Source organism: Micromonospora sp. NPDC048063, assembly GCF_043202855.1.
Taxonomy (GTDB): Bacteria; Actinomycetota; Actinomycetes; order Mycobacteriales; family Micromonosporaceae; genus Micromonospora.
The window spans coordinates 58,950-73,876 of sequence record NZ_JBIDBG010000016.1 but is presented as its reverse complement, the minus strand read 5'-3'; the positions used below and the strand labels follow the sequence as shown (position 1 = coordinate 73,876).

The 14,927-nt window shown below is 76.9% G+C and carries 1 protein-coding gene; it reads left to right on the top strand.

Features of this window, described 5'->3' with window-relative positions; genetic code table 11:
- Positions 1 to 43: 43 nt before the first annotated feature.
- The gene (locus tag ACGFZ2_RS28180) at positions 44 to 14,908 is read left to right on the top strand and encodes a type I polyketide synthase (protein WP_393458658.1); all 14,865 of its coding nucleotides are present in this window, start codon (positions 44 to 46) and stop codon (positions 14,906 to 14,908) included.
- Positions 14,909 to 14,927: the final 19 nt, after the last annotated feature.

Below are 14,927 nucleotides of genomic sequence, written 5' to 3'. Positions count from 1 at the left end.
TCCGGCATGTCGCACACCTCGATTTCTGATACGGAGTGGCCCGATGCCCACTGAGGCAGAGTTCCTCGACTACCTCCGGCGTGCGACTGCCGACCTGCGCGACGCGCGCCGGCGGGTGCGCGAGGTGGAGGCCAAGGACCGCGAGCCGATGGCCGTCATCGGCATGGCGTGCCGGTTCCCGGGCGGCGTGTCCAGCCCGGCGGAGCTGTGGGACCTCGTCGACCGGGGCGGCGACGGGGTGGGCGACTTCCCGACCGACCGGGGCTGGGACCTGGAGCGGCTGTTCCACGCCGACCCGGACAACCCGGGCACGTCGTACAGCAACCAGGGCGGCTTCCTCTACGACGCGCCGCAGTTCGACCCGGGCTTCTTCGGCATCAGCCCCCGCGAGGCCCTGGCGATGGACCCCCACCAGCGGCTGCTCCTGGAGACCTCGTGGGAGGCGTTCGAGCACGCCGGCCTCGACCCGCAGCGGCTGCGTGGCAGCCGGACCGGCGTGTTCGCCGGGGTGATGTACCACGACTACGCGTCCCGGGTGCTGGACCTGCCCGACGGCGTGGAGGGCTACATCGGCACCGGCAACTCCGGCAGCGTCGTGTCCGGGCGGGTGGCGTACACCTTCGGGCTCGAGGGGCCGGCGGTCACGGTGGACACCGCGTGCTCGTCGTCGCTGGTCGCCGTGCACCTCGCGACGCAGGCGCTGCGCCAGCGGGACTGCGACTTCGCGCTCGCCGGCGGCGTGACGGTGATGTCCACGCCGGGCACCTTCGCCGACTTCTCCCGCCAGCGGGGCCTGGCCTCGGACGGCCGCTGCAAGTCGTTCGCCGCCGCCGCCGACGGCACCGGCTGGTCGGAGGGCGTCGGCGTGCTGCTGTTGCAGCGGCTGTCGGACGCCCGCCGGGACGGCCGGCGGGTCCTCGCCGTCGTCCGGGGCAGCGCCGTCAACCAGGACGGCGCGAGCAGCGGGCTGACCGCGCCGAACGGCCCGTCCCAGGAGCGGGTGATCCGGCAGGCCCTCGCGAACGCCCGGCTCTCCCCGGCCGACGTCGACGTGGTCGAGGCGCACGGCACCGGCACCACCCTCGGCGACCCGATCGAGGCGCAGGCGCTGCTGGCCACCTACGGCCAGGACCGGGGCGATGGCGGGCCGCTCTGGCTGGGCTCGGTCAAGTCGAACCTGGGTCACACCCAGGCCGCGGCGGGCGCCGCCGGCCTGATCAAGATGATCGAGGCGATCCGGCACCGCACCATGCCCGCCACCCTGCACGTCGACGCGCCGTCCCCGCACATCGACTGGTCCGCCGGCCAGGTGTCGCTGCTGACCGAGGCCCGGGCGTGGCCGGCCGCCGACCGGCCGCGCCGGGCCGCCGTGTCGTCGTTCGGCATCAGCGGTACGAACGCCCACGTCATCCTTGAGGAAGCGCCGGCCGAGGACGCCCCGCCCGCGGACGACGCCGCGCCCGACGCCGACCCGTCCGTGGCGCTGCCGCTCGCCCCGGTGTTCCTCTCCGCCCGCACCCCGGAGGCACTGGCCGGGCAGGCCGAGCGGTGGGCCGCCCACCTCGGCCGCGCCGACTCCCTCCAGCCGGCGGACGTCGCGGCCTCCTCGGTCAGCCGGGCCGGGCTCGACCACCGCGCGGTGGTGCTGGCCGGCGACGCCGACGACCTGCTCGCCGGGCTGCGGGCCCTCGCCGACGGCGAGCCGCACGGCACGGTCACCACCGGGGTGGCCGCCCCGCGCGGCCGGGTGGCGTTCCTCTTCTCCGGTCAGGGCGCACAGCGTGCCGGGATGGGTCGTGAGTTGTCCGGCGCGTTCCCGGTCTTCGCCGCCGCGCTGGGCGAGGTGTGTGGGCATCTTGATCCGTTGCTGCCGCGTCCGTTGCGGGAGGTGTTGTTCGCCGAGGCGGGTACGGCCGAGGCGGAACTGCTGGACCAGACGGTGTTCACGCAGGCCGGGTTGTTCGCGGTCGAGGTGGCGCTGTTCCGGTTGGTCGAGTCGTTCGGGGTGGTGCCGGACCTGGTGGCCGGGCACTCCATCGGCGAGATCGCGGCGGCGCACGTCGCCGGGGTGCTCTCCGTCGAGGACGCGTGCGCGCTGGTCGCGGCGCGCGGCCGGCTCATGCAGGCCCTGCCCGCCGGCGGCGGAATGCTCGCCGTGGCGGCGGACGAGGCGGCGGTGGCCGCGTCCCTCGCCGGGCTGACCGACCGGCTGGACGTGGCCGCCGTGAACGGCCCCGCCGCCGTCGTGGTCGCCGGCGACGACGAGGCGCTCGACCACGTGCAGCGCGAGTGGTCCGAGCGGGGCGTGCAGACCCGCCGGCTGCGGGTCAGCCACGCCTTCCACAGCGGCCGGATGGACCCGATGCTCGCGGAGTTCGCGGCGGTCGCCGACGGGCTGACCTTCCGGCCGCCGGCGATCCCGGTGGTGTCGAACCTGACCGGCCGGATCGCCGACGCGGAGCAGCTCTGCGACCCCGGCTACTGGGTGCGGCACGTCCGCGGCACGGTGCGCTTCGCCGACGCCGTCGACTGCCTGCGCGCCGAGGAGGTCGACACCTTCCTGGAGGTGGGACCGAACGGCGTGCTGACCGCCATGGCGCAGGGCTGCCTCGCCGAGCGGGCGGAGGACGGGCCCGCGCCCCTGCTGGTCCCGGCCTCGCGCCACGACCGGCCCGAGCCGCAGGCTCTCCTCGAGGCCCTCGCCCGGCTGCACGCGCACGGCCTGACCGTCGGCTGGGCCGACCACCTCGGCGGCGGCCGGCACGTGGACCTGCCGACGTACGCCTTCCAGCACCAGCGTTTCTGGCTGGAGCCGGCGGGCCGGTGGACCGACGTGTCCGGGGCCGGGCTCGGGGCGGCCGGGCACCCGCTGCTCGGCGCGGCGGTGTCGGTGGCCGGCGAGGACATGGTCGTGCTGACCGGCCGGCTGTCCACGGCGACCCACGGCTGGCTGGCCGACCACGCCGTCTCCAGCGTCGTGGTGGTGCCGGGCGCGGCGCTGGTGGAGTTGGCGGTGCGGGCCGGCGACGAGGTGGGCGCGTCCCGGGTGCGGGAGCTGACCGTCGCCGCGCCGCTGGTGCTGCCCGATTCCGGCGGCGTGCGGGTGCAGGTGCGCGTCGGCGCGGCCGACGAGACGGGCACCCGGTCGGTGACCGTGCACTCCCAGCCGGAGGAGGCCGCCGACCCGGAGTGGGTCCGGCACGCGGAGGGTGTGCTGGAGCCGGCGTCCGTCGACGAGCCGGGCGTGGGGGAGTGGCCCCCCGTCGGCGGCGTCGAGGTGGACCTGGCGGGTTGGTATCCGACGCTGGCGGAACACGGTCTGGCGTACGGGCCGGTGTTCCAGGGGCTGCGGCGGGCCTGGACCAGCGGTGGTGAGGTGTTCGCCGAGGTCGCGTTGCCCGACGAGGTGGCCGGCGACGCGGCGGGCTTCGGGGTGCACCCGGCGCTGCTGGACGCGGCCCTGCACCCGATCGGGCTGCTGCTGGGCGCGGAGTCGGGTGGGCCGCGGGTGCCGTTCGCGTTCGAGGGTGTGCAGGTGCACGCCTCGGGTGCGCGGGTGCTGCGGGTACGCCTGACGCGCGCGGGCGCGGCGGTGCGACTGGTCGCGTCTGACGAGTCGGGCGCCGCCGTGGTGTCGGTGGACTCGCTGGCGTTGCGGGAGCTGACCGCGGTGTCGTCGGCGGGTTCGGCGGCCCGCTCGATGTTCGAGGTCGCCTGGCAGGCCGAGGAGGTCGCCGCCGCCGGGGACGTCTCCGGGTGGGCGCTGGTGGGCTCGCCGGTCTCCGTGGACCTGCCGGCGTTCCCGGACGTCGAGGCGCTGGCCGCGGCCGTCGCCGAGCCGTCGGGCGTGCCGCCCCGCCTGCTGCTGCCGGTCGGGTCGGCCGGCGGAGTGGACGGGGACGCGGCACGCCCCGAGGACGCCGACAACGGTCCCGACGCGGTACGCGCGGCGGCGTCGGCCGTGCTGGCGACCGTCCAGTCGTGGCTGGCGGCGGACGTGTTGGCGGATTCGCGGCTGGTGGTGGTGACCCGGGGTGCGGTCTCGGTCGGTGCCGAGGACCGGGTCACGGACCTGGCGGGTGCGGCGGTGTGGGGTCTGCTGCGGTCGGCGCAGTCGGAACATCCCGGCCGCATCGTCCTCGCGGACGTGGACGGCGAGCTGCACGCCGGGCTGCTGGGCGTCCTGGCCGGGGTGGCGGACGACCCGGCGGCGACGGGCGGCCAGGTCGCCGTGCGCTCCGACGCGGTGTTCGTGCCGCGTCTGGTGCGGGCGGGCGTCGGCGCGGCGGCGGAGACGCCGAACCTCGGCGACGGCGCGGTGCTGGTGACGGGCGGTACCGGTGCGTTGGGTGCGTTGGTGGCGGAGCATCTGGTGTCGTCGTGGGGTGTGCGGTCGCTGGTGCTGGTGTCGCGGCGGGGCCCGGAGGCTGCGGGCGCTGGGGAGTTGTCGGCGCGGTTGACCGCGTTGGGTGCTGCCGTGCGGGTGGTGGCGTGTGACGTGACGGACCGGGACCAGGTGTTCGGGCTTGTCGGTGAGGTCACTGCCGAGGGCCGGTTGGCGGGTGTGGTCCACACCGCGGGTGTGTTGGACGACGGTGTGGTCGAGGGGTTGACCGTCGAGCGGCTGGCCGGGGTGTTGGCGCCGAAGGTGTCGGCGGGTTGGTGGCTGCACGAGGCGACCGCGTCGCTGGGTCTGGATTTGTTCGTGGTGTTCTCGTCGGTGGCGGGGGTGTTGGGTTCGCCGGGTCAGTCGGCGTATGCGGCGGGTAACGCGTTCCTGGACGGGTTGGCGGTGTGGCGGCGGCAGCTCGGGTTGCCGGCGGTGAGCCTGGCGTGGGGCATGTGGGACACCGCCGGCATGGCCGCGTCCCTCGACGAGGCGGACCGGGCACGGTCGACCCGGGGCGGCGTCACCGCGATGAGCGCCGAAACCGGGCTGCGCCTGCTCGACGCCGCCCTGGGCGCCGACCGGCCGGCCCTGGTGCCGGCCGTGATCGACCTGGCCGCCCTCCGCGCCGCGGCCGGCGCCGGCCTGGTGCCGCCGATGCTGCGGGCGCTGCTCGGCACCACCACGACTCGCCGCCAGGCGGGACAGGGCGCCACCTGGGCGACCCGCATCACCGGCCTGGCGCCCGACGAAGCCCGCGCCCAGGTCGGCGTGCTGGTCCGGGGCCTGGTCGCGCAGGTGCTCGGGCACGGTGGCGCGGAGGCGGTGCCGGCGGACCGGGCGTTCCGGGAACTGGGCTTCGACTCCCTGACAGCCGTGGACCTGCGCAACCGGGTGAACGCGGCCACCGGGCTGCGGCTGCCGTCGACGCTGGTGTTCGACTACCCGACCCCGACCGTGCTCGCCGACCACGTGTGGTCCGAGCTGGCGGGCGTACGCCGGTCCGGCGGGGACGCGACCGGCGGCACCCTCACCGGCACCGGCACCGACGAGCCGATCGCGATCGTCGGCATGGCCTGCCGCTACCCGGGCGGCGTCGACGACCCGGACCAGCTGTGGGAGCTGCTGGCCACCGGTGGCGACGGCATCTCGGAGTTCCCCGCCGACCGTGGCTGGGACCTGGAGTCGCTGTTCGACCCGGACCCGGACCGCAGCGGCACCTCGTACACCCGGCACGGCGGCTTCCTGTACGGCGCGGCCGAGTTCGACCCCGCGTTCTTCGGCATCTCGCCGCGCGAGGCCCTGGCCATGGACCCGCAGCAGCGGCTGCTGCTGGAGACGTCGTGGGAGGCGTTCGAGTCCGCCGGCCTGGACGCGCGGCGGCTGCGGGGCAGCCGGACGGGCGTGTTCGCCGGGGTCATGTACCACGACTACGCCTCGCGGCTCATGGACCAGCCGGGCGAGGTGGAGGGCTACATCGGCACCGGCACCTCCGGCAGCGTCCTGTCGGGGCGGGTGGCGTACACGTTCGGCCTGGAAGGGCCGGCGGTCACCGTCGACACGGCCTGCTCGTCCTCGCTGGTCGCGCTGCACCTGGCGGTGCAGGCGCTGCGGGCGGGGGAGTGCGAGTACGCCCTGGCCGGCGGCGTCACCGTGATGGCCACCCCCGGCACGTTCATCGAGTTCTCCCGGCAGCGCGGCCTGTCTCCCGACGGCCGGTGCAAGTCGTTCGCCGCCGCCGCCGACGGCACCGGCTGGAGCGAGGGCGTCGGCATGCTGCTCGTGCAGCGGCTCTCCGACGCCCGGCGCGCGGGCCGGCGCATCCTCGCCGTCATCCGGGCCAGCGCCGTCAACTCCGACGGCGCGTCCAACGGACTCACCGCGCCCAACGGCCCGTCCCAGCAGCGGGTCATCCGGCAGGCCCTCGCCAGCGCCCGCCTGACGCCGGCCGACGTGGACGCCGTCGAGGCGCACGGTACGGGCACCACCCTCGGTGACCCGATCGAGGCGCAGGCCCTGCTGGCCACCTACGGGCAGGACCGGCCCGCCGACCGGCCGCTGCTGCTCGGTTCCGTCAAGTCGAACCTCGGCCACACCCAGGCCGCCGCCGGCGTCGCCGGGATCATCAAGATGGTCCTGGCGATGCGGCACGGCCTCGTGCCGGCGACCCTGCACGTCGACGAGCCGTCCCCGCACATCGACTGGACCGCCGGGGCGGTGGCCCTCGCGACCGAACCCACCCAGTGGCCGGCCGTGGACCGCCCCCGCCGGGCGGCGGTCTCCTCGTTCGGCATCTCCGGCACCAACGCGCACGTCGTCATCGAACAGGCCCCCGAACCGGCCGCCGCGCCGGAGCCCGCCGCCGCGACCCCGCCCGGCACCGCCGTCGCCGTGCCGTTCGCGCTCCCCGGGTCGGAACCCGTCGCCGTGCCGTTCGCGCTCTCCGCGGCGGACCCCGTCGCCCTGCGCGGCCAGGCGAGCCGGCTGCGGTCCCACCTGGCCGCGCACCCCGAGCTGGAGCCGGCCGACGTGGCGTACGCGCTGACCGCCAGCCGCGTGTCGTTCCCGTACCGGGCGGTGGTCCTCGGCCGCAACCGCGACGAACTCGCCCGGGGCCTCGACGCCTTCGCCGCCGGCGACACCGCCGCCGACGTGGTCACCGGCGCCGCCCTGCGCAACGCCGCCCCGATCTTCGTCTTCTCCGGGCACGGCTCGCAGTGGCCCGGGATGGCCGTCGACCTGCTCGACACGTCCCCGGTCTTCGCCGCCGCCATCGCCGAGTGCGAGGAGGCGCTCGCGCCCTGGGTGGACTGGTCGCTCACCGACGTGCTGCGCGCCGCCCCGGACGCGCCGCCCCTGGTCGCCTCGGGCGTGGTGCAGCCCGCGCTGTGGGCGGTCATGGTCTCGCTCGCCCGGCTGTGGGGCTCGCTCGGCGTACGGCCGGCGGGCGTGGTCGGCCACTCCCAGGGCGAGATCGCGGCGGCCTGCGTGGCCGGGGCGCTGTCCCTGGCCGACGGCGCGAAGGTCGTCGCACTGCGCAGCCAGGTGCTGGCCGACATCGCCGGACGGGGCGGGATGGCCTCCGTCGCGCTGCCCGCCGACCGGGTCCGCGACCTGCTCACCCCGTGGGCCGGCCGGCTGTCGGTCGCCGTCGTCAACGGTCCCGGCTCCGTGGTGGTCGCCGGTGACCAGGACGCCCTGGCCGAGCTGCTCGCCGCCTGCCAGGCCGACGACGTGCGCGCCCAGCGCATCGACGTCGACTACGCCTCCCACTCGCCGCAAGTCGAGGCCGTCGCCGCCCGGCTGACCGACAGCCTCGCCGGGATCTCCGGCCGCCCCGCCGAGACGCCGTTCTGGTCCGCCCTGACCGGCCGCCCCCTCGACACCACCGAACTCGACGCCGGCTACTGGTACCGCAACCTGCGCGAGACGGTGGACGTGGAACGCGTCGTGCGCGGCCTGCTCGACGAGGGCCACCAGGTCTTCCTGGAGGTCGGCCCGCACCCGGTGGTCAGCTTCGGGATCCAGGAGACCATCGACGCCGCCGAACACGAGGCGGTCGTGGTCAACACCCTGCGACGCAACGCCGGAGGCTGGCCGCGGGTGCTCACCGCCCTGGCCACGCTGCACGCCCACGGCGTCGAGGTGGACTGGACCGCCGTCCACGGGCCGCGCACCGGCCCGGCCGTGCCGCTGCCCACGTACGCCTTCCACCGTCAGCGGTACTGGCCGGAGGCACCGGCGCTGCCCGGCGCCGCGGCGAGCACCGAGGAGCCGGCCGACCGGCGGTTCTGGGACGCCGTCGAGCGGGCCGACGCCGGGGCGCTCGCCGAGGCGATGCGGCTCGACGACACCGAGGCCCGCCGCCTGGACGACGCGCTGCCGGTGCTCGCCGCCTGGCGGCGGCGTCGCCGCGACGAGTCCACTGTGGACTCCTGGCGCTACCGGGTCGCCTGGAAGCCGGTCACCACGCCGGCGACCGCCGCGCTGACCGGCACCTGGCTGGTGCCGGTGCCCGCCGCGTACGCCGACAGCCCGCTGACCGGCGCGGTCGTCCGGGCGCTCGCCGAGGCGGGCGCGGAGCCCACCCTGCTCACCGTCGCCGACCCCGACCGGGCCGTGCTGGCCGACCTGCTGCGCGCCTTCGCCCCGGAGTCCGTCGCCGGGGTGTGCTCGCTGCTCGCCCTCGACGGCGCGCCGCACCCGGCGCACCCCGTGGTGCCGGCCGGGCTCGCCGGCACGCTCGCCCTGGTGCAGGCGCTCGGCGACGCCGGGATGACCGCCCCGCTCTGGTGCGTCAGCGGCGGCGCCGTCAGCACCGGCCGGGCCGACCCCGTGGACCGGCCCGACCAGGCCCTGGTCTGGGGGCTCGGGCGGGTCGCCGCCCTCGAACACCCGGACCGCTGGGGCGGCCTGGTCGACCTGCCCGCCGACCCGGACCAGCGGGCCCGCGCCCGGCTGGCCGCCGCGCTCGCCGGCATCGGGCACGAGGACCAGCTCGCCGTCCGCTCCTCCGGGCTGTTCGCCCGGCGGCTGGTCCGGGCCGCCGCCGCCGACCGCCCGGCCGGCGACGGCTGGCGTCCCGCCGGCACCGTCCTGGTGACCGGCGGCCTGGGCTCGCTCGGCGCCCACGTGGCCCGCTGGCTGGCCCGTGCGGGCGCCGCGCACCTCGTGCTGACCAGCCGGCAGGGACCCGCCGCGCCCGGCGCCGCCGAACTGGAGGCCGAGCTGACCGGCCACGGCGCCACGGTCACCGTGGCGGCCTGCGACGTGGCGGACCGGGAGTCGCTGCGCGCCCTCGTGGACCGGCTGGCCGAGCGCGACATCCGGATCGACGCGGTGTTCCACGCCGCGGGTGTGCCGCACGCCGGCGCGCTGGCCGACACCGACCTCGCCGAGCTGGCCGCCGCCCTGCCCGCCAAGGTCGCCGGGGCGGTCAACCTCGACGAGGTCCTCGGCCCGGACCTGACCGCGTTCGTGCTCTTCTCCTCCGGCGCCGGCGTCTGGGGCGGCGGCCACCAGGGCGCGTACGCCGCCGGCAACGCCTTCCTCGACGCGCTCGCCGAGGACCGGCGCCGGCGCGGGTTGCCCGGCACCGCACTGGCGTGGGGCGCCTGGGACGGCGGCGGCATGGTGGAGACCGAGGGCGCCGCCGACCAGATGTTCCGCTCCGGCGTCCGGCCGATGCACCCGGACCTGGCGGTCTCGGTGCTGGCCGGGGCGCTGGAACGGGACGAGTCCGCCCTCACCGTCGCCGACATCGCCTGGGACCGGTTCCTCCAGACCTTCGCGCTGGCCCGGCCCCGGCCCCTGATCGGCGACATCCCCGAGGTGGCCCGCGTCCTCGCCGCAGCCCGCTCCGGGGACGACGACGAGACGCGGGAGGCGTCCCCGCTGCGCGGCCGGCTCGCCGGCCTCGCCGCCCCGGAGCGGCGCCGGCTCCTGCTGGACCTGGTGCGCGTCCACGCGGCGGCGGTGCTGCGACTGCCCTCGCCGCAGGCGCTGGCGGCGGACCGGTCGTTCCGGGAGATCGGCTTCGACTCGCTGAGCGCCGTCGAGATGCGCAACCGGCTCGCCGAGGCGGTGGGCCTGACCCTGCCCGCGACGCTGGTGTTCGACCGGCCGACGCCCACGGCCCTCGCCGACCACCTGGTCACCCGGATCACCGGCGACGAGGCCGCGGCGACCCCGGCCGTGCAGGCCGCCGCAGCGCTCGACGAGCCGATCGCCGTCGTCTCGATGAGCTGCCGGTACCCGGGCGGCGTCGCCGGCCCGGAGGACCTGTGGCGACTCGTCAGCGAGGGGCGCGACGGGATCGCGGAGTTTCCGGCCGACCGGGGCTGGGACCTGGAGGCCATCTACCACCCGGATCCCGACCGGCCCGGCACCTCGTACGTCCGGGAGGGCGGCTTCCTCGCCGACGCCGCCGGCTTCGACGCCGCCCTGTTCGGCATCTCCCCGCGCGAGGCGCTGGTGATGGACCCCCAGCAGCGGCTGCTGCTGGAGAGCGCCTGGGAGCTGTTCGAGCGGACCGGCACCGCGCCCGCCGACATGCGGGAGACCAACACCGGGGTGTTCGTCGGCACCAACGGCCAGGACTACGCGACGCTGCTGCTGGCGGCGCGCGCCGAGACCGAGGGCTTCCAGGCCACCGGCAACGTCGCCGCCGTCATCAGCGGGCGGCTGGCGTACCACTTCGGGTTGCAGGGCCCCGCCGTCAGCGTCGACACCGCCTGCTCGTCCTCGCTGGTGGCGCTGCACCTGGCGTGCCAGTCGCTGCGGCAGGGCGAGTGCGACCTCGCGGTCGCCGGCGGGGTGACGGTGATGGCCACCCCCGGGCCGTTCCTGGAGTTCGCCCGGCAGCGGGGGCTCGCCCTCGACGGCCGGTGCAAGTCGTTCGCCGGGGCCGCCGACGGCACCGGCTGGGGCGAGGGCGTCGGCCTGGTGCTGTTGCAGCGGCTCTCCGACGCCCAGCGCGAGGGCCGGCGGATCCTGGCCGTCGTGCGCGGCTCGGCGATGAACCAGGACGGCGCCAGCAACGGACTGACCGCGCCCAACGGGCCCGCCCAGGAACGGGTGATCCGCCAGGCGCTGGCCAACGCGCGGCTGTCCGCCGCCGACGTGGACGCGGTCGACGGGCACGGCACCGGCACCCGCCTCGGCGACCCCATCGAGGCGCAGGCGCTGCTCGCCACGTACGGGCAGGACCGGCCCGCCGACCGGCCGCTGCTGCTCGGCTCCGTCAAGTCGAACATCGGCCACACCCAGGCCGCCGCGGGCGTGTCCGGCGTGATCAAGATGGTGATGGCGCTCCAGCACGACCTGCTGCCGCCCACCCTGCACGTGGACGAGCCGTCGCCGCACGTCGACTGGTCGGCGGGCGCGGTCGCGCTGCTGACCGACCCGCGGCCCTGGCCGCAGGTGGACCGGCCGCGCCGGGCCGGCGTGTCGTCGTTCGGGGTCAGCGGCACCAACGTGCACGTCATCCTCGAACAGGCGCCGACCGACACCGGGGCGTCCCGCCCGGCCGACGCGTCACCCGCCCGGCTGCCGGTGCTGCCCTGGGTCGTCTCGGCCGACACCGCGGACAGCCTGCCGGCCCAGGCGGCCCGGCTGGCCGACTGGCTGCCGCGGAGCGCCACCCCCGCCGCCGACGTCGCCCGGGGCCTGGCCACCAGTCGGTCCCCGCTGCGGCACCGCGCGGTGCTGCTCGCCGCCGACGCGGACGCCGCCCTCGCCGGGCTGCGGGCCCTCGCCGCCGGGCAGGACCACCCGGGCCTCACCCGGGGCGTCGCCGAGCCCGGCGGCGCGCTGGCGGTGCTCTTCTCCGGCCAGGGCGCCCAGCACGCCGGAATGGGGCGCCAGCTGTACGAGGCGTTCGGAGTCTTCGCCGAGGCCCTCGACGAGGCGTGCCAGCACCTCGACGGGCACCTGCCGCGACCGCTGCGCGAGGTGCTGTTCGCCGAGCCCGGCTCTGCCGAGGCCGACCTGCTCGACCAGACGCTCTTCACCCAGGCGGGACTCTTCGCGGTCGAGGTGGCGCTGTTCCGGCTGCTCGCGGACTGGGGGATCCGGCCCGACCTCGTGGCCGGCCACTCGGTGGGGGAGATCGTCGCCGCCCACGTGGCCGGGGTGCTCTCCCTGCCCGACGCGTGCACGCTCGTCGGCAACCGGGGCCGGCTGATGCAGGCCCTGCCCGCCGGCGGCGGGATGCTCGCCGTCGCCGCGCCCGAGGTCGACGTGCGGCGGGCGCTGACCGGCACGGAGGGGCGGGTCGACGTCGCCGCGGTGAACGGGCCGGCGGCCGTCGTCGTCGCCGGGGCGGAGGACGCGCTGACCGGGCTGGCGGACCACTTCGCCGGCCTCGGCGTGCGGACCAAGCGGCTGCGGGTCAGCCACGCCTTCCACAGTCCGCTGATGGAGCCGATGCTCGCCGACTTCGCCGCCGTGGCGGCGACCCTGTCGTACGCCCCGCCGACGGTGCCGCTGGTGTCGAACCTGACCGGCACGGTCGTCGACGCCGACACGCTGTGCACCCCCGACTACTGGGTCCGGCACGTCCGCGAGGCGGTCCGCTTCGCCGACACCATCACCCACCTGCACGCCAACGGGGTGACCCGGTTCCTGGAGATCGGGCCGGACACGGTGCTGACCGCCCTGACCGCCGACGCGCTGCCGGCCGACGCCCCGGTCACCGTGACCGGCGTGCAGCGGCCCGGCCAGGACGAGGTGGCCACCCTGCTCGGCGCGGTCGCCCGGCTGCACTGCCAGGGCGTGGCCGTCCGCTGGTCGCGGCTGCTGCCCGGCGCCGGCCCGGTGGACCTGCCCACGTACGCGTTCGCCCACCAGCGCTTCTGGCCGACCCTCGACGCGGCGGCGGCCGACACCCCCGCCGCCCCGCAGGACGACGTCGACGCGGCGTTCTGGCAGGCCGTGACGGCCGGCGACGGCGACGCGCTCGCCGGCCGGCTCGGCGTCGACCCCGACCGGCCGCTGCGGGACCTGCTGCCGGAGCTGGCGCAGTGGCGACGCCAGCAGCAGGAGGACACCCTCGCCGGCGGCTGGCGGTACCGGATCACCTGGCGCCCCGAGACCCCCGCGGCGGGCGTCGCCGACGGCGGGTGGACCATCGTCCACACCGGGACGGACCAGCCGGTCGTCGACCGGCTCGCCGAGCTGGTCGCCGCGCGCGGCGGCACCGTGCGGCTGCTCACCGTCGACCCGGCGACCACCGACCGGGCGGCGCTCGCCGAGCAGTTGGCCGGCGTCCCGCCGACCCGGATCGTGTCGCTGCTCGCGCTCGACGAGCGGGCGCACCCCGACCGGCCCGCCGTGCCCGTGGGCCTGACCGCGAACCTGGCCCTGGTGCAGGCGGTCACGGACACCCTGCCGCCGGTGCCGCTGTGGCTGCTCACCCGGCAGGCCGTCAGCACCGCGGCCGACGACCCGGTCGTGCACCCCGCGCAGGCCACCACGTGGGGCCTCGGCCTGGTGACCGCGCTGGAGCACCCCCGGCACTGGGGCGGCCTGCTGGACCTGCCCGCCACCGTGGACACCGCCGCCGCCGAGCGCGTCCTGGCGGCGCTGACCGCCGCCGGACACGAGGACCAGCTCGCGGTGCGGGACTCCGGGACGTACCTGCGGCGGCTGGCCCGCGCGCCCCGGGCCGAGGCCCCGGGCGACTGGCAGCCGCCGGGCACCGTCCTGGTCACCGGCGGCACCGGCGCCGTCGGCCGGTACGCCGCCGCCTGGTTCGCCCGGCACGGCGCGCGGCGGCTGCTGCTGGTCAGCCGGCGCGGCGCGGCGGCCCCCGGCGCCGACGAGGCGGTGGCGGAACTGGCCGCCCTCGGCGCCCAGGCCCGGGTGCTGGCCTGCGACCTGGCCGACCGGGACGCGGTCGCCGACCTCGTCGAAGGGCTGCGCGCCGACGGCGAGACCGTGCACGCCGTGGTGCACGCCGCCGGCGTGGGGCGGCTCAACCCGGTCGCCGCGGTGACCGAGGCGGAACTCGCCGACGTGGTGTCCGGCAAGATCGCCGGCGCCCGGCACCTGGCCGAGTTCCTCGACCCCGAGCCGCTCGAGCTGGTCGTCCACTTCTCCTCCATCGCCGCCGTCTGGGGCGTCGGCGACCACGGGGCGTACGCCGCCGGCAACGCCTTCCTGGACGCCTGGGCGCAGTCGCGGCCGGCGGGTCGGACCCGGGTCCTCTCGGTCAACTGGGGACCGTGGGCCGGCGGCGGCATGGTGACCGACGCGCACGCGGCGGCGATGAGCCGGCGTGGGGTGTCCCTGCTCGACCGGGAACCCGCGATGGCCGCCCTGCGCGCCGGCCTCGCCGGCGACGACACCGCCCTCACCGTCGCCGACGTCGACTGGGACCGCTTCGCCCCGGTGTTCGCCTCCGCCCGGCCCCGGCCGTTGATCAGCGAGATCGCCGAGGTGGCCGCCCAGGCCGCCGCGGAGCGGGCGGACGCCGAGGACGGCGACCTGGTCGCCGCCGACCTGCGCAAGCGGCTCGGCGAGCTGACGCCGGCCGAACAGGCCCGGGTGCTGGTGGACCTGATCCGCACCGCGGCCGGCGAGGTCATCGGGCACGACAGCCCGTACGCCGTGGAGGCCGGCCGGCCCTTCCGGGACCTCGGGTTCGACTCGCTGACCGCGGTGGAGCTGCGCGGCCGGCTCGCCCGGTCGACCGGCCTGAGCCTGCCCAGCTCGGTGGTCTTCGACTACCCGACCCCGCAGGCGCTCGCCGAGCACCTCCGGGCCGAGCTGCTCAGCGAGGCGTCGGTGGAGGCGCTGCCGACCCTGGCGGAGCTGGACCAGTTGGAGAGCGCCCTCGCGCTGCGCGACCCGGACGACATCGGCCGGGTGCGGATCACGATGCGGTTGCACAGCCTGCTCGAACGACTCGGCGCCGCCGAGGAACGCCGAGAGGAGACCGCCGAGGTGGCGGACCGGCTGCGGGTGGCCAGCAACCAGGAGCTGTTCGACCTCATCGACCAGGACCTCGGGCTTTCCTGAGCCCGCAGGACCTGTGGTG